At 67.6% G+C, this 26,897-nt stretch carries 26 protein-coding genes; 10 read left to right on the forward strand and 16 right to left on the reverse strand.

All coding sequences use genetic code 11. The features are described 5' to 3' along the window. The first annotated feature begins 409 nt into the window (after positions 1-409). Together ACWZEH_RS26165 and ACWZEH_RS26170 are read left to right on the forward strand one after the other, a co-directional pair. Positions 410-2,455, forward strand: a complete 2,046-nt coding sequence (locus ACWZEH_RS26165) for an APC family permease (protein WP_456193536.1) — start codon at positions 410-412, stop codon at positions 2,453-2,455. A 67-nt stretch (positions 2,456-2,522) separates the two neighbouring features. Beyond that, the gene (locus ACWZEH_RS26170; protein WP_456193537.1) at positions 2,523-3,851 is read left to right on the forward strand and encodes a class I SAM-dependent RNA methyltransferase; all 1,329 of its coding nucleotides are present in this window, start codon (positions 2,523-2,525) and stop codon (positions 3,849-3,851) included. Positions 3,852-4,178: 327 nt separating this feature from the next. Here ACWZEH_RS26170 and ACWZEH_RS26175 read toward each other — a convergent pair whose 3' ends face one another. Continuing rightward, positions 4,179-5,309 (reverse strand): hypothetical protein, encoded by a 1,131-nt coding sequence (locus ACWZEH_RS26175; protein WP_456193538.1) that lies wholly within the window; start codon positions 5,307-5,309, stop codon positions 4,179-4,181. Between the two features lie 83 nt (positions 5,310-5,392). On the opposite strand from ACWZEH_RS26175, the gene ACWZEH_RS26180 reads away from it, so the two are divergent. After that, positions 5,393-6,010, forward strand: coding sequence for a hypothetical protein (locus ACWZEH_RS26180; RefSeq protein ID WP_456193539.1), 618 nt, complete (start codon positions 5,393-5,395; stop codon positions 6,008-6,010). Between the two features lie 9 nt (positions 6,011-6,019). Here the strand turns inward: ACWZEH_RS26180 and ACWZEH_RS26185 are convergent, their stop codons facing one another. The 5 genes from ACWZEH_RS26185 to ACWZEH_RS26205 all read right to left on the reverse strand — a co-directional run bounded on the left by ACWZEH_RS26185 (position 6,020) and on the right by ACWZEH_RS26205 (position 12,410). Continuing rightward, positions 6,020-6,658 carry a hypothetical protein gene (locus tag ACWZEH_RS26185; protein ID WP_456193540.1) on the reverse strand — a complete coding sequence of 213 codons (639 nt, stop codon included), beginning with the start codon at positions 6,656-6,658 and terminating at the stop codon, positions 6,020-6,022. 726 nt (positions 6,659-7,384) lie between these two features. Further along, entirely contained in the window at positions 7,385-8,110 is a 726-nt protein-coding gene (locus ACWZEH_RS26190) for a DUF4145 domain-containing protein (protein ID WP_456199831.1), read from the reverse strand. A gap of 736 nt (positions 8,111-8,846) precedes the next feature. Next, complete coding sequence (locus ACWZEH_RS26195) at positions 8,847-9,119, reverse strand: hypothetical protein (protein WP_456193541.1); 273 nt, start codon at positions 9,117-9,119, stop codon at positions 8,847-8,849. After that, positions 9,116-11,068: a DUF3987 domain-containing protein gene (locus ACWZEH_RS26200; protein ID WP_456193542.1), complete on the reverse strand. Its 1,953-nt coding sequence runs from the start codon at positions 11,066-11,068 to the stop codon at positions 9,116-9,118. Before ACWZEH_RS26200 ends, ACWZEH_RS26195 begins: the two co-directional genes overlap by 4 nt. A gap of 928 nt (positions 11,069-11,996) precedes the next feature. Next, positions 11,997-12,410, reverse strand: coding sequence for a hypothetical protein (locus ACWZEH_RS26205; protein WP_456193543.1), 414 nt, complete (start codon positions 12,408-12,410; stop codon positions 11,997-11,999). Between the two features lie 418 nt (positions 12,411-12,828). Between ACWZEH_RS26205 and ACWZEH_RS26210 the strand changes: the two genes are divergently transcribed. From ACWZEH_RS26210 to ACWZEH_RS26220, 3 genes are all read left to right on the forward strand, one after another. Continuing rightward, positions 12,829-13,080: a hypothetical protein gene (locus tag ACWZEH_RS26210; RefSeq protein WP_456193544.1), complete on the forward strand. Its 252-nt coding sequence runs from the start codon at positions 12,829-12,831 to the stop codon at positions 13,078-13,080. Further along, on the forward strand, positions 13,080-13,217 hold the full coding sequence (locus ACWZEH_RS26215; RefSeq protein ID WP_456193545.1) for a hypothetical protein: 138 nt from the start codon (positions 13,080-13,082) through the stop codon (positions 13,215-13,217). The genes ACWZEH_RS26210 and ACWZEH_RS26215 overlap by 1 nt, the downstream gene beginning before the upstream one ends. 712 nt (positions 13,218-13,929) lie before the next feature. Beyond that, the gene (locus ACWZEH_RS26220; RefSeq protein WP_456193546.1) at positions 13,930-14,055 is read left to right on the forward strand and encodes a hypothetical protein; all 126 of its coding nucleotides are present in this window, start codon (positions 13,930-13,932) and stop codon (positions 14,053-14,055) included. Between the two features lie 802 nt (positions 14,056-14,857). Here the strand turns inward: ACWZEH_RS26220 and ACWZEH_RS26225 are convergent. The 4 genes from ACWZEH_RS26225 to ACWZEH_RS26240 form a co-directional block, all read right to left on the reverse strand. Next, positions 14,858-15,715 (reverse strand): hypothetical protein, encoded by an 858-nt coding sequence (locus tag ACWZEH_RS26225; RefSeq protein WP_456193547.1) that lies wholly within the window; start codon positions 15,713-15,715, stop codon positions 14,858-14,860. A 774-nt stretch (positions 15,716-16,489) separates the two neighbouring features. Further along, positions 16,490-16,723, reverse strand: coding sequence for a hypothetical protein (locus ACWZEH_RS26230; protein WP_456193548.1), 234 nt, complete (start codon positions 16,721-16,723; stop codon positions 16,490-16,492). Between the two features lie 192 nt (positions 16,724-16,915). Continuing rightward, the gene (locus ACWZEH_RS26235) at positions 16,916-17,269 is read right to left on the reverse strand and encodes a hypothetical protein (RefSeq protein WP_456193549.1); all 354 of its coding nucleotides are present in this window, start codon (positions 17,267-17,269) and stop codon (positions 16,916-16,918) included. After that, the gene (locus ACWZEH_RS26240) at positions 17,266-17,571 is read right to left on the reverse strand and encodes a hypothetical protein (RefSeq protein WP_456193550.1); all 306 of its coding nucleotides are present in this window, start codon (positions 17,569-17,571) and stop codon (positions 17,266-17,268) included. Before ACWZEH_RS26240 ends, ACWZEH_RS26235 begins: the two co-directional genes overlap by 4 nt. A gap of 146 nt (positions 17,572-17,717) precedes the next feature. Between ACWZEH_RS26240 and ACWZEH_RS26245 the strand changes: the two genes are divergently transcribed. Continuing rightward, positions 17,718-17,948, forward strand: a complete 231-nt coding sequence (locus ACWZEH_RS26245; RefSeq protein ID WP_456193551.1) for a GntR family transcriptional regulator — start codon at positions 17,718-17,720, stop codon at positions 17,946-17,948. A 66-nt stretch (positions 17,949-18,014) separates the two neighbouring features. On the opposite strand, the gene ACWZEH_RS26250 is transcribed toward ACWZEH_RS26245, so the two are convergent. Then, complete coding sequence (locus tag ACWZEH_RS26250; RefSeq protein ID WP_456193552.1) at positions 18,015-18,872, reverse strand: tyrosine-type recombinase/integrase; 858 nt, start codon at positions 18,870-18,872, stop codon at positions 18,015-18,017. Between the two features lie 700 nt (positions 18,873-19,572). On the opposite strand from ACWZEH_RS26250, the gene ACWZEH_RS26255 reads away from it, so the two are divergent. After that, positions 19,573-20,463: a DUF5655 domain-containing protein gene (locus ACWZEH_RS26255; RefSeq protein ID WP_456193553.1), complete on the forward strand. Its 891-nt coding sequence runs from the start codon at positions 19,573-19,575 to the stop codon at positions 20,461-20,463. A 171-nt stretch (positions 20,464-20,634) separates the two neighbouring features. Here the strand turns inward: ACWZEH_RS26255 and ACWZEH_RS26260 are convergent, their stop codons facing one another. The 5 genes from ACWZEH_RS26260 to ACWZEH_RS26280 form a co-directional block, all read right to left on the reverse strand. Further along, positions 20,635-21,075 (reverse strand): SPDY domain-containing protein, encoded by a 441-nt coding sequence (locus ACWZEH_RS26260; protein ID WP_456193554.1) that lies wholly within the window; start codon positions 21,073-21,075, stop codon positions 20,635-20,637. Positions 21,076-21,438: 363 nt separating this feature from the next. After that, positions 21,439-22,710: an MFS transporter gene (locus tag ACWZEH_RS26265; protein ID WP_456193555.1), complete on the reverse strand. Its 1,272-nt coding sequence runs from the start codon at positions 22,708-22,710 to the stop codon at positions 21,439-21,441. Between the two features lie 80 nt (positions 22,711-22,790). Then, on the reverse strand, positions 22,791-23,339 hold the full coding sequence (gene ssuE / locus ACWZEH_RS26270; protein WP_456193556.1) for an NADPH-dependent FMN reductase: 549 nt from the start codon (positions 23,337-23,339) through the stop codon (positions 22,791-22,793). 106 nt (positions 23,340-23,445) lie between these two features. Further along, a complete protein-coding gene (locus ACWZEH_RS26275) occupies positions 23,446-24,531 on the reverse strand; it encodes an LLM class flavin-dependent oxidoreductase (protein ID WP_456193557.1) in 1,086 nt (361 codons plus the stop codon). 118 nt (positions 24,532-24,649) lie between these two features. Next, positions 24,650-25,426 carry an MBL fold metallo-hydrolase gene (locus ACWZEH_RS26280; protein ID WP_456193558.1) on the reverse strand — a complete coding sequence of 259 codons (777 nt, stop codon included), beginning with the start codon at positions 25,424-25,426 and terminating at the stop codon, positions 24,650-24,652. 87 nt (positions 25,427-25,513) lie between these two features. On the opposite strand from ACWZEH_RS26280, the gene ACWZEH_RS26285 reads away from it, so the two are divergent. Together ACWZEH_RS26285 and ACWZEH_RS26290 are read left to right on the forward strand one after the other, a co-directional pair. Next, the gene (locus ACWZEH_RS26285) at positions 25,514-26,131 is read left to right on the forward strand and encodes an ABATE domain-containing protein (RefSeq protein WP_456193559.1); all 618 of its coding nucleotides are present in this window, start codon (positions 25,514-25,516) and stop codon (positions 26,129-26,131) included. A 143-nt stretch (positions 26,132-26,274) separates the two neighbouring features. Continuing rightward, a complete protein-coding gene (locus ACWZEH_RS26290) occupies positions 26,275-26,880 on the forward strand; it encodes an MBL fold metallo-hydrolase (RefSeq protein WP_456193560.1) in 606 nt (201 codons plus the stop codon). Positions 26,881-26,897 lie beyond the last annotated feature (17 nt).

Genomic DNA, 26,897 nt, shown 5'->3' on the forward strand with positions numbered 1-26,897 from the left:
TGCTCCCGACCCCCTCCGGGGCCCGGTCCCGGGTACCCGGGACCAACGTATCCGTATCGGGAGCCGGTCAGCGGCGGGTGATGCTGCGCACGCTCGCCAGGGCCAGGATCCCGAGGCCGAGCAGCGCGGCGAGGGCACCGATCAGTTCTGCGGGCGCGTACATGGGAACCTCCACGGAGCGGCGACGGACGGGGCCGACGGACAAGGGCCCAGTCATATAGGCATGGAATCGATACGCTCAGCGGAACCCTCGACGCCACCACCCCGCGTTTTCACCCGGAGAGCAGAAGGCCACAGGCCCCGCAACCCGACGGTGCACCCGAGTGCCGCACGGAGTGCCGTACGGAAGCCGTATGGAAGTGGGTGGTGGGTGGGTCGCTCCTTGTGCCACGGCCTACGATCCACTGTTGTGTCCAAACTGACCGACGTGCCCAAACGCATTCTCATCGGGCGCGCGTTGCGCAGCGACCGGCTGGGCGAGACGCTTCTGCCCAAGCGTGTCGCACTCCCCGTCTTCGCCTCCGACCCCCTGTCGTCCGTGGCGTACGCGCCCGGGGAGGTCCTGCTCGTCCTCTCCGTCGCGGGTCTGTCGGCGTACCACTTCAGCCCCTGGATCGCGGTCGCGGTCGTCGTCCTGATGTTCACCGTGGTCGCCTCCTACCGGCAGAACGTCCGCGCCTACCCCAGTGGTGGCGGCGACTACGAGGTGGCGACGACCAACCTCGGTCCCCGGGCGGGCCTGACCGTCGCGAGCGCCCTGCTCGTCGACTACGTCCTCACCGTGGCCGTGTCGATCTCCGCCGGCATCGAGAACCTGGGCTCGGCGATCCCGTTCGTCGTCGAGCACAAGGTGGCCTGCGCGATCGGCGTGATCGTGCTGCTGACGCTGATGAACCTGCGGGGCGTACGCGAGTCGGGCACCCTCTTCGCGATCCCGACGTACGTGTTCGTCGCCGGCGTCTTCACCATGATCGCGTGGGGCACGTTCCGCTCGGTGGTGCTCGGCGACGACATGCGGGCACCCACGGCGGACTACGAGATCAACCCCGAGCACCAGGGCCTGGCCGGCTTCGCCCTGGTCTTCCTCCTGCTGCGCGCCTTCTCCTCCGGCTGCGCCGCGCTCACCGGCGTCGAGGCGATCTCCAACGGCGTACCGGCCTTCCGCAAGCCCAAGTCCAGGAACGCGGCGACGACGCTCGCGATGATGGGCCTGCTCGCCGTCACCATGTTCTGCGGCATCATCGCGCTGGCCGCCGCCACCGACGTCCGCCTGGCCGAGAACCCGGCCACGGAACTGTTCCACGACGGAGTCCCGGTCGGCCCCGACTACGTGCAGCACCCGGTGATCTCGCAGGTCGCCGAGGCCGTGTTCGGCGAGGGCAGTCTGCTGTTCCTCGCCCTGGCCGCCGCGACCGCGCTGGTGCTCTTCCTCGCCGCGAACACCGCCTACAACGGCTTCCCGCTGCTCGGCTCGATACTGGCCCAGGACCGCTACCTCCCGCGCCAGCTGCACACCCGCGGCGACCGGCTCGCCTTCTCCAACGGGATCGTGCTGCTCGCCGGCGCGGCCATCGTGCTGGTGTGGGTCTACGGCGCCGGCACCACGCACCTGATCCAGCTCTACATCGTCGGCGTCTTCGTCTCCTTCACCGTCAGCCAGATCGGCATGGTCCGGCACTGGAACCGCCTGCTGACCACCGAGAAACAGCGGGCCGCACGCCGGCACATGATCCGCTCCCGGGCCATCAACGCCTTCGGCGCCTTCTTCACCGGCCTGGTGCTGGTCGTCGTACTCGTCACCAAGTTCACCCACGGCGCCTGGGTCGCCCTGCTCGGCATGTGCTTCTTCTACGCGCTGATGACGGCCATCCGCGGGCACTACGACCGCGTCTCCGACGAGATCGCCGCCCCCGAGGGCCCAAGCCCCGACATGGTGCGCCCCTCCCGCGTCCACTCGGTCGTCCTGATCTCCAGGATCCACCGGCCCACCCTGCGCGCCCTCGCCTACGCCAAGCTGATGCGCTCGGACACTCTGGAGGCGCTCAGCGTCAACGTCGACGCGGCGGAGACCCGGGCGCTGCACGCGGAATGGGAGCGGCGCGGCATCGAGGTGCCCCTGAAGGTGCTGGACTCCCCGTACCGCGAGGTCACACGGCCGGTCATCGAATACGTCAAGAACCTGCGCAGGGAGTCGCCGCGGGACGTGGTGTCCGTGATCATCCCCGAGTACGTGGTCGGCCACTGGTACGAGCAGCTCCTGCACAACCAGAGCGCGCTGCGGCTGAAGGGCCGGCTGCTGTTCACACCGGGCGTGATGGTGACCTCGGTGCCGTACCAGCTGCAGTCCTCCGAGGTGGCCAAGCGGCGCGCCCGCAAGCGGGCGGACTGGACGGCACCGGGATCGGTGCGGCGCGGACCGGCGGAGCGGTCGAAGGACTCCTCCCCGCACACGTAGACTGGACGGCTGTTGTCGCGGGCCACCGCCCGCACCTACGCCCCCGATGTTGTGGAGTCACCCCGCCATGCAGGCAGAACCGAAGAAATCGCTGGTGGGGGAGGAGTACGAGGTCGAGGTCGGCCCCGTCGCCCACGGCGGCCACTGCATCGCCCGTACGTCCGAGGGCCAGGTGCTGTTCGTCCGGCACACGCTGCCCGGCGAGCGGGTCGTCGCCCGGGTGACCGAGGGCGAGGAGGGTGCCCGCTTCCTGCGCGCGGACGCGGTCACGGTGCTGGACGCCTCCAAGGACCGCATCGACGCCCCCTGCCCGTACGCCGGGCCCGGCCGCTGCGGCGGCTGCGACTGGCAGCACGCCAAGCCGGGAGCGCAGCGCCGGCTCAAGGGCGAGGTCGTCGCCGAGCAGCTCCAGCGGCTCGCCGGGCTCACCCCCGAGGAGGCCGGCTGGGACGGCACGGTCGTGCCCGCCGAGGGCGACAAGCTCCCCGCCGGCCAGGTCCCGCAGTGGCGCACGCGCGTGCAGTACGCGGTGACCGCCGACGGCCGCGCGGGCCTGCGCCGGCACCGCTCGCACGAGGTCGAGCCGATCGACCACTGCATGATCGCCGCTCAGGGCGTCAGCGAACTCGGCATCGAGAAGCGGGACTGGACCGGCATGGACTCCGTCGAGGCGATCGCCGCGACGGGCTCCCAGGACCGCCAGGTCGTCCTCACCCCGAAGCCGGGCGCACGCCTGCCGCTGGTCGAACTCGACCGCCCGGTCTCCGTCCTGCGCATCGACGAGCGCAACGGCCAGGTCCACCGCGTCCACGGCCGCCCCTTCGTCCGCGAACGCGCCGACGGCCGCACCCACCGGGTCGCGAACGGCGGCTTCTGGCAGGTCCACCCGAAGTCGGCGGACACCCTGGTCACCGCGGTCATGCAGGGCCTGCTGCCCCGCAAGGGCGACATGGCCCTCGACCTGTACTGCGGCGCCGGCCTGTTCGCGGGCGCCCTCGCCGACCGGGTCGGCGACGCGGGAGCGGTCCTCGGCATCGAGTCCGGCAAGCGCGCGGTCGAGGACGCCCGGCACAACCTCGCCGACTTCCCCCGGGTCCGCATCGAACAGGGCAAGGTCGACTCCCTCCTGCCCCGCACCGGCATCACCGAGGCCGACATCGTCGTCCTCGACCCGCCGCGGGCGGGCGCCGGCCGCAAGACGGTGGAGTACCTGTCGTCCCTGGGCGCGCGACGGATCGCGTACGTCGCCTGCGACCCGGCGGCCCTGGCGAGGGACCTGGCGTACTTCAGGGACGGGGGGTACCGGGTACGGACGCTGCGGGCGTTCGACCTGTTCCCGATGACGCACCATGTGGAGTGCGTGGCGATCCTTGAGCCGGTCGCGAAGGGCTCCTGACCTGCGGTTTTGTGCGTGCGCATTATGTGCAGTGTGGGCGTTACGGGCGATATCTTGACGCTGAAATGACGCTCGTGACGCTCGTTCTGATGGGGCGTCAGGTGGCTTTGGGTTGCAGAGTGAGGGGCTCGGGTGAGGGGGAGAAGCGCCTGAACAATCTGCTGCGAACCACGCGGCAACTGTCTCAGAAAGAGACAGCGAGGAGTCACGACGCGGTGACCGTGGAGACCGGCGCTCCATGGGGCCGTGCGCGTTCCGGCACTCACGCTGTCTCCCTGAGGTGAGGAGGGCGCAGCCCGGCCCGATCGGTGCCAGGGGGGAGGGGGCCTATCGGAGGCCGTGGCGGTCGAGGCGGTGGATGAGGCCGGGGCGGCGTTGATTGTCCTCGCGAAGGCGGGTCAGCCGCTGGCGGAAGTCCGTGTCGTGCCCGGTGTGGGAGGAGGCGTCGCGCAGTTCCGCGAGGAGGGTGACGGCCTGGTCGTAGGCGCTGGTCTTCTTGGTGGCGATGTGCGCCTCGACCTTCTGCCAGGCTGATTCGGCCTCGCTCGCGAGGGCGGTCAGGCGCTGGGCGCGGGCGGTGGTCCGTTCGTGTTCGGCGCGCTTCTGGCGTTCGGCGCGCCGTGTGTGGGCGGCGTCCAGGAGTTGGGCGGCGGAGCAGCGCCCGGGGACCGTGGTGGGTGCGTCGGCGCCGTGCAGGCGGTGCAGGAGTTCGGTGCGCAGCCCGGGTTCCGGGCCGAGGGCGAGCCGCAGCAGCAGAGCGTCCTTCTCCTTCTGGGACATTGCGGCGATCAGCGGGGCGAGTTCCTTCTTCGTGGGCCTGGCCGGTTTCTCGGGCGCGGCGGGACTGGCCTGGGCCGCGACTGTCAGCAGGTCGTTGTCCACGCGCAGGAAGTCTGCGAGCGCGCTCTGCGGGGCGGTCAGTTCGCCGAGCCCGGTCGGGACGGGCGGCTCCGGGCAGGTCTGGTACTCCTCTTCGTCGTCGTCCTCGAGTTCCCAGGCGGCGAGCGCGGAGAGCCAGGCGAGGTAGAGGGGGCGCAGGTCGCCGGTGGCGAGTTCGTCGCGGACGCCGATGAGGGCGGCCAGGGAGTCGTCGGCGCCCTCGACCCAGTCGCCGCCTTCGTCGTCGCTGGTGAGGTCGAGCAGGAGGTGGGTGCGGGTGGTCCAGGCGTCGACGTGGTGGTCGAGGCAGTACGGCTTCACCGTGGGCAGAGCCAGGGTCTGCCTGGGCAGGCGGAGCATCAGACGGTGGGTGCCCCAGTTGGTGACGTACAGGTGCGCGTCGAAGTAGCGCTCGACCATACGGCGCGGATTCCCGCTCAGGTCACCCCAGTGGTAGGTGTTGGTGAAGCTGGTCGCGGTGATCCGGGCCCGGGTGGAGATGGCCCGCAGCTGTTCCTGTTCCTCGCGGCTGAGCGGCCGGTCGAGGGCCTGGAACTCGTAGTACTGGTACTCGCTCACATGGCGGACCCTACCGCCGCCGCGGGTGGGTGCGGGTGGGGAACGGCAGCGGTGCTGCAGCCGGCCGCCGCGGGCAGGCTGCGGTGCAGCGACAGACGAAGCGCCCCTCCGCGGCCACGATTCGAGCGCTGGGCGAGATCCTCACCGGTGGTGACTTCTACGGAGGCGAGGCGGTCAGGGCCTTCGCCTGGCCGCTGGTGCTTACCGGGCCAGGTCCGGCACCCGCTGTCGGGGCGCAGAGCCCGGTCGGGGTCCTGCCGAAGAACTTCGACGTCGTGGCACTCGACGGCCTGGCCCCGGCCGAGGCGCTGCTGCTCGACGCGTTCGCGACCCGGTCCGCCGACCATGTCTGGACGCTGTCCACCGCCTCCCTGCTGAAGGCCCTCCACGCAGGCCGCGGCCTGAAGGAACTGCACCGCTTCCTGACCGGGGGGAGCAGCGCGGGAGAGGAACTGCCGCAGACCGTCACGGTTTTGCCGGCCGACGCCGCCTCCCGCACCGAAAAGGTATGGGATCTGGGCACGTGCCACCTGCTGGAGTGTGTGGACGAGGCACAGGCCGTGATGATCGCGAAGGGCCGCAGGGCGGGCGCGTTGTGCTCCCGGATCGGTCCGAGGCACCTCATGGTGGCTCCCGACGATCTCCCGGCCTTCCGCACCGCGCTGCTGAAACTCGGCTGCGTCCTGCCCGCCCGCCCCTGAGCGGAGGGTTCACGTCCGGGGCGCGGTCCGCGGGGCGTGGGCACGTGCTCGGAGCGCGGTGAGGGCGGCGGCTCGGCCGGTGGGGGTGAGGAAGAGGGTGGAGCGGTGGCGGTTGCGGTACGCCAGGAAGCCCAGGGCCTCGCCGGGGCGCAGCCACTGCCACAGGAAGTGGCGGGTGTCGTCGGGCCGTGGGGCGCTGCCGTCGGCGAGGGTGAACGCCTCGGCGGCCAGGGTGTGCACGGCGGCGGTGAGGTCGTCGAGCGTGAGCTCCCCGTCGAGCAGGGCTGCGGCGGCGGCTTCGGCGAGCTCGGCTCGGACGCCGTCGCCGAACCAGGCGTGGGCCGCGGTGGCCTGCAACAGGGCCGGGTCGGCGAGGTGCTGCCGGCCACGGGCGGTCAGGGCGAGCTTGCGGTGCCGCTTGGCGAGCAGCCGCGCCGCACGGGCGAGTTCGTGCAGTTCGGCGAGGCGGACGACGTCGTACTCGGTGCGCGGCACCATGCCGGGCAGATACCAGTCGTAGCGTTCGGCGGCCTCGATGACCAGGGCGCGCGGCAGGTAGCCGGCCTGGGTCAGCGTCACTCCGTCGCCGACCGACTCCAGCAGCCAGCGCAGGGGTTCGGCCGTGTCGGCGGGTGCCTCGGGTGCCACGCTCAGCAGGTCCGTTACGGTGCCGCGCAGTCGGCGTCGAGCGGCGGGCGGGGCCTAGTTCCCCTCTCTCGGTCAATCGCCGGCCGCTCCGACCGGGCCATGATGGTCGTTCCTCCCACCCCGGCGTGCTGCCTGGTAGCGCGTACCGACTTCCCGGCACCTGTCACGGGTTGGCGCGGAAAGGGCCGCCGACTGCACGGGGGGCGATCAGGCGCAGACTCCCCGTTCGCGACGCCTATCGATGGACCGCCGGGGCTCATGGCCTTGACAGGGGACCAGCCATGTTCTGGGTACCCTGTAGGACTCGAACCTGCGGCCAAGCGCTTAGAAGGCGCTGCGACTTCAGACCCGAGGTGCTGTGACAAACGCGCAGCTTAGAGCGGTGGCACAGCCTGGGTCAATTCACCCAAACAGGCGTAAGCACCTGACCATAAACACCCTGGAACAGGTGCTTAGCGCTCTGACGGGGCGGTACGGACACCCTCAAACCGGCCGGAGAGTCACAGACCACGAGAGACGCGCGCCGCGGGAAACAGTTCACGGGCCAGGGCCTCGTCCAGCAACGCGCCCTTTCACGGCCCGGAGACGGCCCGACACGTGATGGAGTCCCCGCGCTCACTCGCTGTCCCCGCAGGGCTGGTCGGTGGGACCGTGAGGACAGTCAGGTCGCTGCACCTCGCTGCTGTACTGCAACGGCTCTCAGCGACCTCCATCGCTCAGACCTAATCACGTATTAGTTTGAGTAGCGGCCTGTTTCGCGGCTGCTCTGCGCGCAGCACGCTGCTGTGCCATCTTGGCTCGCTGAGCAGGCTGGACGTACAGCACGACCACGGCCTCGATAACCAACTCTGCGATGTCTGCGATCTCTTCTGCCGAGTAGGCCAACGCATCGTGCGCTGCGTCGTTGCCCACGAATCTTGCCTCGTGGAAGGCATCCACGATGTCCTGAGTTACCCCCAGCGCCGTCAAGCTGGTGATGCGTTCGTAAAGGTTCTTCCCTGCGGCAGCCTTGTCCTTGACGATCTGCTCGACAGTGGCCCGGTAGCCGATACCCGCGAGCCGAAAGGCTCCTGCAGCTTCTGCAAGCGTCGCCTCGGCGAAGACCTCGCGTACAGCAAGGGGGGCCTCCGGGCCTAGCTGTCGCGGCGTTTGCTCTGGGTAAATCTGCGTGACAGAAAGTGTCTGGAGGCTCCGGCCACTCCCCCTGCCGTCAGGGAACATGGGTTTCGTGATCTTTGCGGTCTGGATGTAGGCACTGCTCTTCTTGCACCAGTCACAGTCGAGCCTCAGCAAGAATCGAGCAGCCTGCTCACCCGAAGACGTTTCGATCTCACTGCCTATGAGGTCTTCATGCGCCATCACCTGAAGGGTTGTCTGGTGAACACAGTGCGGGCACTTCGCCGACACCGACGCACCGAGCGGGTTGAAGCCGTTCAGGCTATCCATCTGCATCGTCACACCAGGACGGTAGCCCAACAGGCGTAGAGGTTGGCAGATTTTATGAGAGCGCGTAACGGCCAGCGCAGGTCGGCGTAGCGGCTTTGGGCTGGAGCTGCCTTGGCGCGAGTGATCATGGCCTCTTACGCTGGCCCGCGGATCGGGCAGGCTTGTGGACCTGCCCGTTACGTAGACACTCACCCGCGGGCCGCCGGCGTGATCTCAAACGGCCAGAACACAGAGGCAGCAGCGCACTCCCGGCCACTCGGCTGAGTGGTGGACAGGCAGTTCGGTCACCGAACAGTTGGTTTCTAAGAGGGCGGTGCTGGCCAGGGCTGAGGGCGGGTGGGGCTCAGATCTCGCCTGTGCAGCCTCGTTACGTCCGCAACCCATCACCCACCGCTTTGTGCCGATATCTACCCCACGCGCTTCTCTGAGAACGCACGCTCTGTCGTCGTCCGCCTCAGTCTCGGCACTGATCAACGTCACATCTCCCACACCACCCCCCTCTCGTCTGTCTGCTCGTGCAGCCACGTCACGCGTTGCGTGTTGCTCCCTCGCTCAACACGCAACACGCAACACGCAACGCTGCGAGTCGAAATCGCAACTACCTGAAAACGCCCAGAACTACATAAATTAAAAAACCACCTTTTATATATAGGTCCTGCGCCTACGTCGTTGCGTCTCGCAGCAACACGCAACGTTGCGTGTTGACGAACGTTGCGTGTTGCGTTGCGAGTTGCTGGACGCGCTAGATCTTGAGCCAGCTCACGCTGTCCTTGCGCTTGCCCTGCTCGCGCTTGACCTTCTTGTCCCGCTCCAGCCTCGCCAGAGCTTCCGGCAAGTAGTCCTTGAACCGCGACGGACAACGCCGCTTCAACTCGCCCTCCCGCACGTTGCCCTCAGCCTTGATCTTGCTCCAGGCCCAGTCCTCCGCGTCGTTGACCTTGTGCACTTCCTCCGTCGCGGCGATCTGCTCGGCGCCCTTGACCTTGCCCCGGTCGCGCGCCTCATCGACCTTCAAGCGGTGGAGAGCGTCAACGACATGGCCCCTGGTCGCATCCGAGACAGCCATGAGCCCCCCGACAGCTCCCAGTCCTCTTCGCTCACCTCCGCGCGCACGTCGAGAAACGCGAGAGCCGTGGCCGCCTTCAACCGCGACAGGTTCCGGTGAGAGTCCAGCTCATCCACGTGCAGGAGCCCGCGCATCCGGTCGCTGCGCTCCTCGCGGATCTGTCGGCGGATCGAGGCGGCGACCGGTACCGAGTAACCGCCCGCACCCAAAGCGCGCTCCAGGTCACCCCCAGGGAGCATCCACCGCATCGGCTTAGGTTCCACCGCGTCGTCGCTGAGCTCCGGCGCACCCAGATCCAGAGCAGGGAACCACAGGAAGCGCTGAGGCAGACCCGAGCCCGCCGACTCGATGAGCGACCGCGCCCGCTTCGGCTGGACACCACACACGAGCGTGAGGCGGTACGTGTGCTCGGCCATCGGCAGACGCTTGTTCTTGTCCACGTACGCGAACCCGAGCGGCTCACCCACCCACGCGGAACACAGTGTCGGCGTAACCGTGCTGGCGCTGCGCCCCTGCATGGCGGTAAGGCTGTCGATCTCGTTGACCATGAACATCACGGCCTCGGTGTGCTGGTTGAGTTCGCCGCCGACCCGCTCCATGAACTGATGGCCGATGCCCTCACCCGAGCCGAGGTTGATCGACTGGAGGGTGTACGGGTTCTCGATGCAATCGCGCGCGGTACCGATGGACGTGCCCTTACCGAGACCCGAGTCGTCCGCGATGGCGATGAACAGGTTCAAGCTCGCCTTGGTGCCGACAATGGGCGGCAGCGTCACCGCCGGAGGGATCCAGGTGGCCACGCGAGCCAGCACGACGCCCAGCACTGCCCACGGCGAGACCAGACGCGAGCGGGCAAAGTCGCGGATGTGCGTCAGGTACGGCCGCGACTCCCAGAACTCGTCATCCTTCACCGGCTCGGCCGCAGGCTCGCCGGCACTCTCGGGCTGGTGTGGTACGTCTTCTTCCACACCCGCCGTCTCCGCTTCGGCCGCCTCCGTGAAGACCACGTACTCCTTGCTCCGGAGGAACCTCTTCACGTCCCCAGCAACCCAGCTGGCATCGTGCTTGGCCGCCTCGCACCGGAGGGCGTACCAGAGGAGGTGACCCCCGTCGGTAACGCCCGCTCCCGCGATGCCCTTGACCTTCTGCGACACCGGGCGAGCCAGGTCCTTGTAGAGGCCCCAGAGCACCCCGTCACGGTTCGTCTGGTTGCCGGACTCGTACTTACTGTTGGCTGTGTCCAGTGCCCACTCGGCGCGGCGGTTGCGCTTGGCAGGCTCCTCGGGCTTGAGAGGCCCGGTCGGCATCTCAGAGACAGTGTCGCGCGTGTCTGTGTCGGGAAGCTCCGTACCGAGCTTCCGGGCTAGCTCAGGAGCGCTCCAGACGCGTTCTGACTGGTGCACGAAGCGAGCACGACGGCGCTCACCGCCCTTGGTGTTGAAGCCGCCCTCCAGGCGCATGATGGCCGCGCGGGAGATCTTCGACGTGTCGCCGTCCAGCTTCTCGCACAGGGCACGGTTCAACGCCTCGACGTGATGGGCTGGTGTGGCAGAGTCCAGGCGGATGAACACCTGACGGCGGCCCGGCGTGCCCGAGGCCAGCAGCCAGGCGCCCAGCTCTTCGGCCAGCCCCTTCTGTTCCCTGGTGAGGCTGTGGTCCACGTCGGTCCAGACCAGACAACCGCCGTCCCCAGCTCGGGCAATCGACGGCATAGCATCGTCGACCGTCATCGGGAACGGAGCGAACAGCAGCTCCGGCCGCTCCTTCTCGGGCTTGAGCGTCGCCAGCGCCGAAGCGCCGATGATCCCTCGCGGCTGCATGTGGAGCTTGTCCTGAGAGTTTCGCTTCCCGGAAATGACCAGGAATTGCAATCCCTTAAAGAGGTCGTTATGCTTCATTCCGTTACCTTTTCTTTCCTGGCAGTTCGGTTATCTGAGTTGGCCCGCTTCCCCACAAAGCGGGCCTTTCTCATGGCTGCATTCCCAGCCTGATGACCTCGTGGTCTCGGTAGCAGCCTCCCCCGCATCCCGTGCGGTCGATCCACTCCCTCTGTCGCTCCGCGCTTTCCTGCGAGGCCCAGAGACTTACCGTGCGCTGGTCGCCGTACAGATACGGCTTCCGACAGTCGGACACCAGCGCATAGGGCAGGTGCGTTCCCAGGTCGAATGCCCGGACCCAGATGGCGTTCTTCCACACGCACCGGGCGAATGTCTCGTAGGTCCTGTGTCGCCGCTCGCAGTGATGGCGGCGGTATACCTTGAGCCGCGTAAGCGTATTCATGGCTCATCGTTTCCTTTCCTCCCTCGGTTCGCGGCGGGTGATTACTCGGCCTTCGCGGCCTCGAAGAACTGGAAGCGGACGGAGTCGCCTAGGTCGATAGCCTTGGCCTTCATGCCGTTGTCGTGGGCGTGCTTCCTGATGGACTTGGTCATCTCGCGGCAGCCCTGAGTGAAGTCTGTACCCCGGTAGATGGTGTGAACTTGCCCATCCGTCCACTTTTCCCAGGGGTAAATCTTGGCGGGCATGTTGCCTCCCATTTCGATCATTTCGGCTTTCATGATCAATGCTGATCGCTGCGACGTTTTACGGCAAGCTCCTATGTGCCGATACGGCAGAAGCTCTTTACCTAGACTTTGCAATCGCTGCCACGCATACAGAAGCCCCGTACCAGTGAATCGGTACGGGGCTTTCTCGTGAATCGACGTGCGTGCGTACGTCTCATGTGCGCTCTCGATAGCTCCTAAACGAGCGTGAGCGATGTTCTAGGCTCTCGGCAGAGCACGCGCGATGAACTCGACACGCGAGAACGGAGGAGCGCCTAGAGCTTTAGGTCGCGTCGTTCATCGTGAGTGAGACATTGGCGGGCAACTCAATCCGCGTACCGTCCGGCAGTCTCCAGTAGCCCAGGTATTCCCCAGTCACCTCATCATGAGCGGGAAGCGGCTTCGAGAAGGTCAGGTCCCTCTCCGCGGCCGGGAAATAGCGGAATCGGAAGATCACCTCCGAAGGCCACCACACATTATCCCAGCCCAGGTCAGCAGCCATGGCCCGACGCTGCGTCCCATAGACAAACTCCTCCGCCGAGCCGGTAAAGTCCTCGCCTTTCTTTGCGACCCAGGTCCCGCCCTTCATCCACTCGTCCCACTGGTCGCTCTCGGCGAGTGTGGGCCAGTCGTCCGGAGAGGTCTCTATGCCTGTCCAGAGTTGGTCCCAGAATCCCGTGTCAATCAGCCTGGCCATCACGCCTCCTCTACCAGGGACTAAGCCCCGAACCGCCGAGTCCGTCTCGGCTGGTGTGGAACAGGCCATACGAATCGAACCCATGGTGCGCAGGGCCACGGAGGGTAACCGCCGGATGCAATCTTGTCCGGCTATGCCCAGTAATCACGCGAGAATGACCCATAAGTGGGTCACGATAGGCGGGCTTTGTTGCTCATCCCACGCTCACCCGCTGGATAGCTCTTTAGTGTGATGTCTAAGCCATCGCCCGCGCTCAGGCATTTTCAGGCGTTGTGTCAGAGATCTAGCGTTCTCGACGTCAGCAAATGCACGACCGAACGGGAATGGTGGGAGTCAAATGGCCAGCTTGGAAGAACTCATCGCGGACGCCCTAAACGAGGGCCGGTGCCTGTCTGCACCTGGTGGTTGTGGAAAGCCCGTGTTCGGTGCGGACGGCAAGATGCTGGGCGACATCGACCACACGGACCCCGACGACGAGGCCAACTACATCGTCGAGTGGAAGATGACGGGCCTGTGCGCCGACTGCCAGGACGAGCGGGAAGAGATCGAGGAGGACTACGTCAGGAGGTACATCCGGGCCTGTGACGCTTACGCGGTCCACTTGGAAGTGTGGGAAGAGATGGTGGACCGGCAACACGAGATCCTCAACGGCGGCGCGGGGGAGAAGTGATGGCCCACGAGAGCCACGAGAACTGTGATCACGAGAAGACGAAGGCCGAGCGCTCCAAGTGCCGAAGGTGGCGAAAGCTCCTGCGGAGCGTCGTGAACGACGACGCACAGAGCGACGAGAGCGAGAGCACGTCCTAGAACGCTCTGAGCGTTGCTCTCGGGCTCTCATGCGTCGTGCATGAGAGTGCGTGTCGACGAGAGAGCGACCGAGACGCGCGTCTGAGCGATGCACCAAGAACCCCGGAGACTCGTACTCTCCGGGGCTCCTGACGGTTGGTTACTTCGGGACGATGTTGATGGCGGCCCCGATTGCGCTGCCAGAGGGCCATCTCGAGGGCGTCCAGGGCGAGCCGCGTTTCGCTCTAGGTGGCCGCGGACCAGCCGACGATGCGGTGGGAGAAGGTGTCCACGACGAAGGCGACGTGGACGGCGCCGGCGAAGGTGGTGACGTGGGTGAAGTCGGCGGCCTAGCAGTGATTCGGGGCCGGGGCGACGAAGTTGCGGTCACAAGGTCCGGAGCCCGTTCCGCCCTCAGGGCCGACGACCGCTAGCCAACAGTCACCTTCGATTCAAAGGTCTGAATCCCATTCCCATGGCGAACGTAATGGAATATGGGTTAACTTGCCTTCGAACTCAAGGAGATCAGCTTGACCCCGCACGCTGCGCCATGGCATTCTGCCGAAACGGCAACGCGCATTGCTTGCCGTGAAGAAGGAGTGGCCACCTACGCATAGCCGGTGGCAGGTGGCCCTCAACTCCATCAACCGCTCTACGGGAAGGAGCAGCCCCCAGTATGGACGGGTTAGAGCCTCAAAGCCAGCCTCAGACAACATCCTTGTGGATAACGGCCATGATCTACGTCAGCGCGCTTTTGGCAGGCGCAGCACTGATCGTGAGCGGCCACGCGTCGCCGACCGAAGCGTCCGGCTATGTAGCCCCGTTTCTGGTGATCTACGAGAGGTTGTCACAACGCTGATGGCCCTCTAGGGCCAGCCGGGTCGCTACCCGACGGCCCGCACGCGGCCCCTCAGTACGGCACTGGCCCCCACCGAGACTGGAAGCACAGGTTGGGGGCCGGTTACTGTCGAATCACTGACAGCCTCCGGGAACTCGCCTCGGGCCAGTCGCGCACGGAACTCCGTTGCAACGGCCTCATATTCAGACCACCTCATCCCGAGAGCTCTTTCCATGACATCCAGTGAATGTTGGTGTCCGCGTCACAATGCATATGGGCGCCCGACGCGGGCTAATGCCGCAGAACCGTGGATAGCGTGGCTTTATGAACGGCTACTGGGAAACCCTTCATTGGTTCTTCGCGTCCCTTGATAAGTCGGCCGGTCCCGACCACTGCTGGGTGTGGGACGGTGCTCTATTCGAGAGCGGGTATGGACAACTCGCCATTGGTCGCAAGCATTACCGCGCTCACCGCTGGCTCGTCTGTTTCCTCCTGGGCGAGGAGCTAGAGCGGGATCTCTTGGTTCTGCACCGTTGCCACAATCCGCCATGCTGCAATCCCCGTCATCTCTACGTCGGGGACCAGAAGGACAACATGCGGGACATGCGCGAGGCTGGGCGCCAGGGGCGCTACTGGAGCCGCCGAACGCACTGCGTCTGGGGTCATGAGTACACCAAGGAGAACACGCGGATATACCGGGGCTATAGACGCTGCCGGGCGTGCGACAGACGGAGACGTACCACACCAGCCCGCGAGGCTCTCGCCGCTTAGACGGTGTCCTATGCGGTGAGGCGGGTAGGGCTTCAACATGGGCTCTCAGCCCTCACCGAGGGATGATCAAATCGGTGAGCTGTCCCGCAGTTGGGATCCGGCCGCGGTTGAAGACGACCGCAACGAGTAGCACCACCACCGGCAGCAAAGGGACGAGTGCAGCATCGGGCAATCCGAGGACGGCCGCACCAGCCATGACCAGCACGACCACGCCCCCCACCACGACCACCCGCAATCGCTCCCTCGGTGCGGCCGGAGTCACGCCGGCGAGTTGATCTGCGTCGAGAAGGTCGTCGATACGGCCCTCGGCGTAGCGTTCGGCGATTTTCAGCAGCATCACGATGAGGTCTTCAAGGGCACGGCCTGGCTCGGAGTCCTGCCGCGCTTCGGCCCTTCGTAGCGCGCCCACCACCAGTGCAGCATGTGCCTTGAACTGCCGCTCGTTGTGCCGTCTGGCTCTGGCGCGGCGGGTGCGATGGGCCCTCCAAATGGCGCGCTCAACCGGTTGCATGGAAACTCTCGGGATCTGGCAGTCCGGCTGGGTTTCCTCCCAGCGACGGAGAACTGTGGCGCACTGGGCTGCGACCGTCAGCAGTGCAACGACAGGCCAGCAGCGCCGGTCCTCCATTCGCGCACTTTTCTTGTCCGGGTACCCGGCGAGGGCCTCCAGGTCATAGACGGCATGCGTCGCTCCGTTGCCATAGCTGGTTAGGTTCATGCGCTTGAGGAGCCGCACTTCAGCGATCAAGATCAGGGCCCAGAAGAGAACTTCCGTGACTCTGCTGATCGCGGAAAAGTCCCAGAGGCGCACCGACATCGGCACAGCCACGATGCTGCTGAGCAGTGCCTGCACCACGCCAGGCTGCGGTCCCGGATCCGCGCTCAACCGCAGATGCTCCCAGTCGGCCATGTCGTCGACGTGCACTAAGACGAATAGCAGCAAGCCAAACCGGAGTGTCTTAATTGGCGTGGCCAGGGGCAGAGCGTGCCACCACCGCACGACATACTGAGGGGCCAATCCGTGGCCGCCGACACGATCTTGTATTCGAGGCGGCAGCAGCAGTAGCTGCGTCAGAAGCGGGGCAGCTCGACGCACCCCCGAGGCGGCGCGTAGTCGCTCGAAGCGGTCCAACCACCCTGACCACCAGCGCTGAACCGGTCCAGGAACGTGGAGTAGAACGATCGCTACAGCAGCCATCCAAGGGACAACCGCGATCAGGTAACCGATTAACACATCGACAGTCTCGCGTATCCCACCGACAGCGACGCTCGGAACGCGATGAACCGGCGACGGCGCCAGCGCATTCGGCACGAACCTGATGCAGATGGCAGCACGCCTGACCCGGATGTACCCGGAGGCGCCTGGACCGCTCCTCAGCCCTGTGCTGCTGCAGGCGACTCGTCTGCCTCACCACGTAGGACACGGTCTTAGGCATCTCGCGCGTCTGCACTCACACTCTCGCGCGCATCTCAGCGTTAGGAGCGCTGTATAGCGCCTCTCGGCTCCCGACAGAGCGAGCGACAGGAAGACACGCGCTCAGCAACCGGTCTCGCCAGACGCGCGTACATCGATTCTGTGCGTACGGCGCACAGTAATCGTGGCTGGTCAGTGCGTGCCGGCGAGTCCATGAGAAAGGGCCCTGACGCACAATGCGTCAAGGCCCTCTCTGCTGGGTGTGGTGCGTTACTCCGCCGCGTCACCCGTCGGCTTGGTCGGCGACTTCTTCGCGGGCGTCGCGCGGGTCGGGCTCTTCTTGGCGGGAGCAGCGGGCTTTGCCGTCGTCTTCTTCGCCGGGTCTTTCGGCGTGCCCTCGGCCTCGCGCATGGCTTTCCTGCACTTGGCCCGAGCGGTCTTGGTCTTCTCGTGCTCACAGCCGGAGTGGTCGAAGCGCGTTACAGGAGTAGGAGCATCGGTCATGTCGGTTTCCCCTTGGGTCGTCGTGTTTCTGACAGGTCGACACTTTCGGAGTACGGGAACCGTCCCGAGAGAAATGGCAGCATTCCTAGGCGACCTGTTATCAAGCGCTGGCCAGAGTGGCCAGAGCCGTAAGAGAGCCCCGAACACTCGTGGGCAGTGCGAGCGTTCGGGGCTCTCGTCTAGGGGTGGCGCCTACTTGTCGGCGTCGTCGGGCTCGGCGTACGGCGGGATGCGCTGGCCCCTGCTCTCAGCGATGACCAGGAGCTCGGACAGGCTCTCGATGAGCCTCCGTGCGGCCCAACGGAGTTCAGGCACCGTGAGCTTCGCGCCGTCCTCAACCATCGGCTTGGTCAGACTCAGGGCAATGGCGGCTGTCTCGATCTGCTGCTCCTCGACCCTGTCGGCGAGACGGGACAGGTACGTCTCGGTACCGTCGGTCGACAGGAGAGCCGTCTTGCCGTCGTCATCGCTCCACGGCAAGAGGCGGAGGAGCCTGCTGTCGGGCTCGGGCTGGGACTGAGGCCGGGTGCTCTCGGGCTGGGTCATGCCGCCACTCCGTGGAAGTCGATGCCGAGGGTTGCGAGGGTGAGCGCGGTTCGCCTGTCCCGCTGTCGTCGTCGCTCCTGCTCTCGCTCGTGGGCGACGAGGTAGGGCCGTACGAGCGGCAACCCGTCGACCTCGATGAATGCGGCGGGACGTCCCACACCCACCGCGTCGCGCGTGATGATCAGCCGCCGGGTAGGTGCCGTGTCAGGGGTTACACGATCTGTGTAACCCTCGGCGGGGCGTCGTCGCTTGCCGCTGGACGGCAAGAGCCACGAGAGGATCAGGGCCAGTAGAGTTCGCACGTCTGCACTCCTTGCTAGTGCGGGCCATGCCCCCGGACCGGTCGCACGGTCGCGGGGGTCTTGCGTTGTGCTCTGCGTCACTGAGCATACGCGTATACGGGTATACGCGGTCGCGTGATCTCGCAGATTCGCGGACGCTGAGAACCATGGATCTTGACCGTGGGAAACCTGTCTGGCCCCAGGTAGCCACTGAGCTACGGAGCAGGCTCGACAATGGGGTGTACGAGCCGGGCGAGCGGTTCCCTGCCGTGAACGAGTTGGCGGCCGAGCTGGACGTGGCGCCCTCGACGGTGCAGAAAGCCGTGGTCGCCCTCCGAGAAGAGGGACGGCTCTACACGATCCTTGGCCAAGGATCGTTCGTGAAGGCCGACGAGTAGCGGGCTGGTGTGGGACGTTCCACACCAGCCCTCTGCTGTGCTCGCCGGCCTGTGCTTAGCCGCTGGTCAGTAGCGGTCTCCCATGCGCTTGACGGCGTTCACTGCTCGGGTCGCTGCCATGTCCGCCGCGTACCGCCTGAGCATTGACGGGTCCTTCCAGCCTGCGATGGTCATCACGTCGCCCTCGGAGACGCCAGCGGACAGCAGGTCATCCACGGTCGTGTGTCGGAACTGGTGCGGGTGAACGATGCTCTTGGACTCAGGGTTGTCCGGGTTGCCGTACCCAGCGTCAGCGGCCCGACGGTTCAGCATCCGATACAGGCCCGAGTACGTGAGCCGGTCTCGGTTGCGTGTCCCGAGCCAGAGCCATTCGGTGTAGTCGGGTGAGTTCGGGTTGGCTCGGCGGTGACTCTCTCGCGCCCGCAGGTACCGCGTGATCGCCACGACTGTCCGAGGTTGAAGCGGGATGATGCGGCCCTCACCACTGGCCCTCGCCTCCTTCAGTGGGGTCACTGGGCCGATGAGTCCTTGGTCCAGGTGCAAGTGGTCGAGTCGCAGGGACAGGAGTTCTTCCGCCCTCAGACCCTCCGTCAGTACCCGGATGATGGCGTGGTCTCGCACCTTCTCGAATGCGCGGACCCGAGGATTGCCCCCGCCTGTGACCTGGAGCAGATCACGGATGAACTCGACGGAGAGCGTCTGTGGACGTACGTCCTCCGGGTGCGCGTAGCGCTGGAGCCGTGCGTCGTTGTACGGGTTCGCGTGGTCGTACTCGGCTTCCAGCCACTTAAAGAAGGGGCGCAAGTTGCGCTGGAGGGTGTGAGTCCCACCCTGTCGTTCGCCCTTCCCGCCGTCGTAGTGCGCGCGGAAGAAGACGTTCAGGGCCTGGGCGTCGCAGTCCAGGAAGCTAGCGGGCTGTGCCACACCCGCCCTCTGTGTTGCGCTGGTGTCCGCCTGTGCTGCGCTGACCTGCGGAGATGTGCTCAGCCAGCGGTCGAGCGTACGCGCTGCCTTGGTGTACGCAGTGACTGTCTTCTCGGCGTAGGGCCTACCGCGCTTGTTGTTGCTGGCTCGCAGGTGCGTTGCGTAGTCGCTTAGTACGTGTGCGCGCGTGCTGGCAGCGTCCTCACGCTCGTGTGTGCTGCGTACGGACGTGAGACGACGTGCGCTCTTGCTCGTGCTCTGCTGTGTGCGCAGAGGGCTCCGTGTCATGCCTGTGGCTCTCTCGTGAGAGCTGGGCAAAGTTGAGTCGGCGACTCACCTTGCCCAACTATCGGACGGGTGAGTCACAGCGCTCCGACTGGGGCGCTTGAGCCACGTTTTCGCAGCTCAGACAGCGTTTGCGCCCCCGGCAGGACTCGAACCTGCGGCCAAGCGCTTAGAAGGCGCTCGGCCTATCGTGGTGCGCACTCGCCCTGAGCTGGACTTTCGCGTCGACCTGACGGTGCTTCAGCACAGCTGGGGGACACATGGGGGAACCGCCCCTGCCCGGCGGACCGGGGGACAGCGTGGGCCCATGAGGGAACGCGACGTCGCTCACGCCATCTTCACACGGCTGAGGGCCGTTGTGGAAACAATCCTTCCCTCTCTCGGCGTTGGTGCCCTGTGAGCCGAGGAGGGGAAGGTGTCGGGCCTGAAGCTGTTCCATACGACCAGTAGCGGCGTGACCGAGGTCGCGCCGTGTCTTGCTGAGGTAGAGACCGATGTGCAGCGCCGGGTCGAGGCGAACATGGAGGTGCTGCTGGGCGTCCGGTTCCTGGCGAGCGAGTACAGCACCGGGCCGGTCCACGCCGGGCGCACCGACTCTCTGGGGCTGGATGAGAACGGTTCGCCGGTCATCGTCGAGTACAAGCGGGGCGTCGACGCCGGCGTCATCAACCAGGGCCTGTTCTACCTCTCGTGGCTGATGGACCACCGGGCGGAGTTCGAGCACCTGGTCCGCGACCGGCTCGGGGCGAAGGCCGCGTCCCAGGTCCTGTGGAGCGGCCCGCGCCTGATCTGTATCGCCGGCGATTTCACCCGCTACGACGTGCACGCCGTACGCGAGCACCGGCGGTCGATCGACCTGGTCCGCTACCGACTCTTCGGCAGCGACCTGTTCGGCCTTGAGACCGTGGCGTCCGTGAGCGGCGGCATGCAGGTAGCACGCCGGACGCGCCGCCAGGCCGTCGTGCGGGCGGCAGCCGACGTCCGGGGCGCGTCGGTCGCGGAGCTGGCGAGCGCGGTCGACGAGGCGCTGCTCGGGCTCGGGGACGGTGTGAACCGCGTTGAGCGCAAGACGTACCGGGCATATCAGCGACTGCGGAACTTTGCCTGTGTCTGTCCGCCGCAGCGGAGCAAGCTGCTGGTCTATCTGAAGGTCGCCCCGAAGCTCGTCGACCTCGTTCCGGGTTTCACCCGGGACGTGGCCGGGCTCGGTCACCACGGGACGGGTGATCTGGAGGTGCAGCTGCGTACGCCGAGGGACGTGGAGCGGGCGCAGGATCTGTTCCGGGCGAGCTACGCGGCGGCGTGATTGCTCGCCGGCCTCTTGACGGGCGCGCTTCGCGGCTGGTCTGTGGTCGCGGGGTAGTGCCTTTCGACGTGCGGGCAGGGCGTGGCGGTGGACTATCAATGGTGCGTGGGATCGCCGGTTTGGCTAACCGGCGATCCCGCGCTATGTTGCCCCGCTCTGCCGTGCAGGTGGTCAGCGTGAACGGCCGGCCGCGACCGTCGGCGTAGCGGGCGGGGTGGTGCCGAGGTTCGTCCTGCGTTCGTGGCTCGCGGTCTGGGGGTGGCGAGTACCGGTGCTGTGGGCGAGGGTCTCGGAGAGGTCGGCCAGCAGCGAACTCGGTGTGTTCGGGGACGCGGTGAGGGTCCAGGCGGGATGGTCGGGGGCTGGGCCGGCCCAGATGGTCCAGGTGGCGAGGTTCTGGCTCGGGTGCTGGGCGGTGAAGGCGTCGAACTGGATGCCTGCGTCCCCGGTGGGGGACGTCCACCGGATCCATCGCCCGTCCACGGTGTGCTTCCAGCCGGCGTCGGAGAGGGGCTGCGTGGCGGTGGTGACGGTTTTCTCGTCCACCGGTGCGCCGATGGCCGTGTCCCAGCCGTCGCCGTCGGCGAGGTGGTCCAGCAGTTCCTGCAGCACCGGGGCGGGGTGGCGCCGGTCGCGGTGAGGACCCACATGCGGTCGGAGACGGGGGTCCCGTAGGCGGCCACGGTCCACGCGGTCTCGCGGGGGTGGGCTTCGTGGACGTGCTCGATGCGCAGGGTCTGGGATTCGTGGATGGAGTGGGTCGTGTCATCCGACCAGGTGCGTTCCCTGTCAAGTTCAGCGTGTTGAAGTAGACCGTGCTCGAGGGCACACGGCAGACGGGGCGCTGGTCGCCATTGTGTCGTCGTCTCTTCGAGTCCGCGGAGGTCCTCGCCACCGATTCGTGCATGTGGCTTACCTGGCCGCTGGTGTGCGGCACGTTTCGCTCGGATTCTGGTCTTGCCCCGACTACATCGGTCAGGCGCGCGCGGAGCTCTTGTGGGCTGCGACGATGGCTGCAGGTGCGGCCGCGAAGGCGAGGGCGCCGCACAGGACGGCGAGGATCGGGTAGCTGGTGGCGGCGACGACGATGCCGGAGGCCAGGCCGCCGACGGCGCCCGCGATGGCGATGGCGACGTCGACCAGTCCCTGCACCTTGGCCCGGGTTGCCAGGGGCGTGCTGTTGGTGACGATCGCGGTGCCGGTGACCAGGCCGAAGCTCCAGCCGATGCCGAGCAGGACGAGGGCGAGGGTGATCAGGGTGAAGGAGTGGCCGGGCGCGAGGGCGGCGACTACGCCCGCGGTGAGCAGCGTGCCGGCCGTCACCACGCTCATCGTAGTGGCGCCGAATCGGTCGACGAGGCGGCCGGCCAGCGGCGACGGCAGATACATGGAACCTGTGTGCAGGGCGATGACCAGGCCGGACGCGGCGGTGGTGAAGCCGTGGGCGTGCATGTGGATGGGGGTCATGGTCATCACGGCGACCATGACCAGCTGGCTGAGGACGAGGACCACGACGCCGACGAGCAGACCGGGGCCGGACCGGGCCGAGGAGTCTGCGGGTGCGCCCTCGTCCGAGGCCGCGGGCAGGGTGCGGGCGAGTACCAGCGGGTCGGGCCGCAGCCATACGAGCAGGGTGAGTGCGGCCAGCGTGAACGCGACCGTGGAGAGGAGGAACAGGCCGGTCAGCTCGGGCAGGTGGAGCGCGGTCGCGAGGTGTCCGGCGGGGGTGGCGAGCAGTGGTCCGGCGATGCCGCCGGCGGTGGTTGCGACGATGACGGTGGAGGTGGCGCGGGCGCGCTGGTGGGGTGCGGCGAGGTCGGCTCCGGCGTACCGGGCCTGGAGGTTGGACGTGGTGCCGGCTCCGTACAGGAACAGGGAGACGAACAGCAGCGCGGGGCTGTCGAGCGCGGCCGCGACGACGACTCCCGCACCGCCGAGAGCGCCGGTGAGGTATCCGGCGGCCAGTCCGGGGCGGCGGCCGAGGCGCTGGGAGAGGCGTCCGATGACGACGGCGGCGCCGGCGGAGCCCGCGGTGAGCAGAGCGATGGGCAGTCCGGACAGTGAGGTGTTGTGGAGCATCTGCCCGGCCAGCAGGCCGGCGACGGTGACACCTGCGGCGAGGCCGAGACCACTGAGGACCTGGGAGACGAGCAGCACGGTCAGGGTGCGCTTCTGCACCGCGGATATGGCGGGGGCGAGAGCGGCGGCGGGCGGAGTGCGGATGGGAGTGCGGGACAGGTGGGCCATGTGGTCCGTACTTTCTTTCGAAAATACCGGGACGCCGGAATACCGGGGTGGCGGCTACCGGGCGGGGCTGTCGGTCGTCGTCAGGCGGCGGTCAGGTGTGCGCGGGACGGAAGAGCGAGGTCGAACTGGTCGACGACGCGGGCCAGTTGCCTCTCGTCGTCGTGGTCGAGGGTCATCGCGCCGTCCGGGGCGGTCGTGATGTGCCGGTCCAGGATGAACCGGCCCTGACAGACCTGGGCGCCGAGTGCGGTGAGGACCGGGCGCAGGGCGTAGTCGAGGGCCAGGACGTGGGCTGGGCTGCCGCCGGTGGCCAGGGGCAGCACCGGTTTCCCGGCGAATGCGTGCTGGGGCAGCAGGTCGAGGAAGGTTTTGAGCAGGCCGGAGTAGGCGGCCTTGTAGATGGGGGTGGCCACGACGAGGGCGTCGGCCTCGGCGACCAGATTCACGGCGCGGGCGAGGAACGGGTCATGGATGTCCGCAGCGAGCAGCGGTGCCGCTGGCAGGTTGCGCAGGGCCAGTACGTAGGTCCGGTGGCCGCTGGCCCGCAGGCCCGCAGTGGTGTGCTCGGCCAGCAGGGCGGTACGGGATGCACGGGAGGGGCTGCCGGACAGGGCGAGGACGGTGGCCACGGGTACTCCTCGAAATCTCCGGGAGAATCAGGGGGACTTGGCGGTGAAGGGTGATCGGTGTCGATGGGCGCGCAGGTCCGGGTTGTTATGGCCGCCCGCCCCCGCGTCAGTTCGGGTTGTCGGGCATGCCGTAGGCGTCGGCTAGCAGCTCGGTGGAGTGCAGCCGGGCCTGGACGGAGTGGCCGACGCTGCCGATCATGAGTTCGTCGGCGCCGGAGTCCCGCTGGACCTGGTTGAGGTGGGCGGTGACCTGTGCGGGGGTGCCGTGCGGGACGTGGGTCAGCCAGCTGTCGACGGCCTGGCGTTCTGAGGCGTCGTAGGGGTAGGCGTCCACTTCCTCGGGGGATGGCAGCAGGTAGGACTTGCGCTGGAACATGCGGAGCATGGCGTGCGCGAGGGTGCCGGCCTGGCGGCGGGCCTCACGCTCGTCGTCGGAGGCCGCGACGGTGAAGCTGACCAGCGCGTACGGCTCTGCCAGGGTCCCGGACGGAGTGAACCGTTCGCGGTACAGGCGCAGGGCGGTCACGACGTCGCGCGGGTTGAAGTGTGCGGCGAAGGCGAAGGGCAGGCCGAGCCGGGCGGCGAGTTGCGCCGAGTAGCCGGATGAGCCGAGCAGCCACACCGGCAGACGGCCGGTGGTCGGGGTGACGCCGTTGAGCCGGTCCTGGGCGGGCCCCGGCACGGCGTACACGCGCTCCGCGTAGGGGTGCTCGGCGGGGAAGTCGTCGCCGAGGAAGTGCAGCAGCTCGGCGACCTGCTGGGGGAAGTCCTCGGCGTCGCTCGCGCCGCGGCGCAGGGCGGCGGCCGTGGTGTGATCGGTGCCTGGGGCACGGCCCAGGCCCAGGTCGATGCGGCCGGGGGCGAGGGCGTTCAGCATGCCGAACTGTTCGGCGACGACCAGCGGTGGATGGTTGGGCAGCATGATTCCGCCCGCGCCGAGCCGCAGTCTGCTGGTCTCCGCGGTGAGCCGGGAGAGCAGGACGGGCGGGCTGGAGGTGGAGACGCCGGGCATGGCGTGGTGCTCGTTCATCCAGTAGCGGGTGAAGCCGCGCCGGTCGGCGAGCCGGGCGAGTTCGATGCTGCCGGCCAGTGACTCTGCGGCGCTCTGGCCGGTGCCGGTCATGGCGGAGTCCAGTACGGACAGGGCGGCGGGGGCGGAGCCGTGGCGGGTGCCGCGGATGGGGTCGGTCATGGTCGTGCGGTCCTTCGGTTTCGAGGTGTGCGGCGCGCGGGGGCGCCGGCCGACAGTCGTGGCAGATACTGTCGGCCGGTGCCCGGCTGTCCGGCGTACGCGTGCGACGTAGGTGGGTTCAGCCGCGGACGCCGAAGTCGACGCGGTCGATGAGAGCGGCGGCGGCAAAGGCGGCGACAAGCTCGTCGCGGCCCTCGGTGAAGTGGGCCCAGCTGTCGAAGTGGACGGGCACGATGCGGCGGGCGCCCAGGATGCGGGCGGCCTCGGCGGCCTGAACGCTGTCGAGTGTGAGCAGCGCGCGGTCCAGGACGGGAGTGCGGACCGCGCCGGCGAACAGCACAGCGGTGTCCACCGGGCCGAATCGTTCGGCGATCTCACGGACGAGGGAGAGCTGGGCGTTGTCACCGCTGACGTAGACGGTGGGCAGGCCATCACCACTCAGGACAAATCCGACGACCTCGCCGACGACCGGTTCGAGGTCCTCGCGTGCCCCGGGACCGTGCAGGGCCGGGACGCCGGTGACGGTGATCGTGCCACCGCCGGGGCGGTCCAGGTCGATGGACTCCCAGTCCTTCAGGGGCCGGGCGGTGCCGCCCAGCCGGCCGGCGCCGCTGGGCGTGGTCAGGGTCAGGGGTATGCCGGCGAGCAGGGTGCGGCCCGAGGCATCGAGGTTGTCGTCGTGCTCGTCGTGCGACAGCAGCACCACGTCGATCCGGCCCAGATCAGCGGGTGTGGCGGAGGCGGGCGCGGTCTTGGCCAGCCCAGACGGGTAGGCGCCGGGGGCGTCGAAGGTCGGGTCGGTCAGGAAGCGCAGCCCGCCGTACTCGATGAGCGCGGTCGGACCGCCGAAGACACGGATGGGGACCTGCTCGCTGGACGCGCCGGTTACTGTCATGACGAGAACCACCTCACGGATAGATTGGCTTACATCCGTGACCATAGGTGTTTGTCACGGATGAAAGCAAGCTGTACCGTGAGACGGGTGAGTGAGACCGATACCCCCACCACTGTCGAAACTGCCGACCCCGGATTGCCGCCGTCACCGGGCGCCGAGCACTACCCCGCGCTCGACCTCGCCAACAGCGCCATCGCCCTGCCGGGCGGCCAGTTCCTCGACTCGTTGGGCACGCCCTCCGGCGCCAACCAGTGGCTGGTAGACCACGACCTGGCCCCCGCGGACGCGGGCCTGCAGGAGATCTGCGCGGCACGCCTGCGCTCCCTGCGCGAACAGGTACGAGCCCTGCTCGCCGCCCAGGTCGGCGGCCACCCCGCACCTGCAACCGCGCTGGCCGCCGTCAACGACGCCCTCGCCCGGGTCCCCACCGCCTCCCCGCTCGGCTGGGATGCGATCCGCGGCATGCACCGCACCGCCCCGCACCCCATCGACCAGATCGTCGACCAGGCCCTGGGCATCCTCGCCGCCGACGCCGCCGACCTGCTCGCCGGGCCCGACGCCGAACGGCTGACGGCCTGCCCCTCCACCCCCTGCAACCGCTACCTATTGCGTGCCGGGCGTCGCCACTGGTGCTCGGTCCGTTGCGGCGACCGAGCCCGCGCCGCGCGCGCCTACGCCCGCCGCACGCAGACCACCGCCGACTGAGTTCGGCCACCCCCGCCCCGCCGCCGGTTCACCGAACCCGCGCCGGGGCGCGGCTTCGCACACCCTCAAGCCCCGGCACGGACGGCACACCTCGCCCTCCATGCCGGCCATTCCCCACGATCGACGAAGGACCATTACCTCTCATGACGGCCACATTCACCCTGCTGACCACCGGCTACGACAGCCTCGACACCCGCAATGCCGACCGCGACGGCCGCGAGAAGCCGTGGCATGTCGCCTCGACCGTCGGCCTCCTGCGCGACGGCGACATGATCGTCGTCGTGGACCCCGGCATGGTCGAGGACCGCACACTCATCCTCGACCCGCTCGCCGACGCCGGAATCAGCCCCGAGCAGGTGACTGACGTGGTCTTCAGCCACCACCACCCCGACCACACCCTCAACGCAGCTCTCTTCATCAACGCGCGCGCCCACGACGTCTGGGCCGCCTACCACAACCACCTCTGGTACGACCGGCCCGCCGACGGATACCAGCTCTCCCCCTCGATCCGCCTGATCGAAACGCCCGGCCACACCCCCCAGGACATCTCCACCGTCGCGGAAACCGCCGAAGGGACCGTCGTCCTCACCCACGCCTGGTGGAGCGTTGACGGCCCCGCCGAAGACCCCACCTCCGACGACCACGAGGGCCTGCGCGCCTCCCGCCGCAAGATCCTCGCCCTCAAGCCCGCCCTGGTCGTCCCCGGCCACGGCGAGCCCTTCGTCCCCGACGAGAACACCCCCATCTGAACCCGGCACCCAAAACC

It is taken from the genome of Streptomyces yamdrokensis (assembly GCF_053890455.1).

Coding starts and splice junctions, on each gene's coding strand:
- ACWZEH_RS26205 (WP_456193543.1), bottom strand. CDS start 12,410: ATGGCCAGGCTGATTGACACGGGATTCTGGGACCAACTCTGGACAGGC.
- ACWZEH_RS26215 (WP_456193545.1), top strand. CDS start 13,080: ATGGCCCACGAGAGCCACGAGAACTGTGATCACGAGAAGACGAAGGCC.
- ACWZEH_RS26220 (WP_456193546.1), top strand. CDS start 13,930: ATGATCTACGTCAGCGCGCTTTTGGCAGGCGCAGCACTGATCGTGAGC.
- ACWZEH_RS26170 (WP_456193537.1), top strand. CDS start 2,523: ATGCAGGCAGAACCGAAGAAATCGCTGGTGGGGGAGGAGTACGAGGTC.
- ACWZEH_RS26235 (WP_456193549.1), bottom strand. CDS start 17,269: ATGACCCAGCCCGAGAGCACCCGGCCTCAGTCCCAGCCCGAGCCCGAC.
- ACWZEH_RS26225 (WP_456193547.1), bottom strand. CDS start 15,715: ATGGCCGACTGGGAGCATCTGCGGTTGAGCGCGGATCCGGGACCGCAG.
- ACWZEH_RS26280 (WP_456193558.1), bottom strand. CDS start 25,426: ATGACAGTAACCGGCGCGTCCAGCGAGCAGGTCCCCATCCGTGTCTTC.
- ACWZEH_RS26190 (WP_456199831.1), bottom strand. CDS start 8,110: ATGCAGATGGATAGCCTGAACGGCTTCAACCCGCTCGGTGCGTCGGTG.
- ACWZEH_RS26230 (WP_456193548.1), bottom strand. CDS start 16,723: ATGACCGATGCTCCTACTCCTGTAACGCGCTTCGACCACTCCGGCTGT.
- ACWZEH_RS26265 (WP_456193555.1), bottom strand. CDS start 22,710: ATGGCCCACCTGTCCCGCACTCCCATCCGCACTCCGCCCGCCGCCGCT.
- ACWZEH_RS26275 (WP_456193557.1), bottom strand. CDS start 24,531: ATGACCGACCCCATCCGCGGCACCCGCCACGGCTCCGCCCCCGCCGCC.
- ACWZEH_RS26245 (WP_456193551.1), top strand. CDS start 17,718: ATGGATCTTGACCGTGGGAAACCTGTCTGGCCCCAGGTAGCCACTGAG.
- ACWZEH_RS26200 (WP_456193542.1), bottom strand. CDS start 11,068: ATGAAGCATAACGACCTCTTTAAGGGATTGCAATTCCTGGTCATTTCC.
- ACWZEH_RS26290 (WP_456193560.1), top strand. CDS start 26,275: ATGACGGCCACATTCACCCTGCTGACCACCGGCTACGACAGCCTCGAC.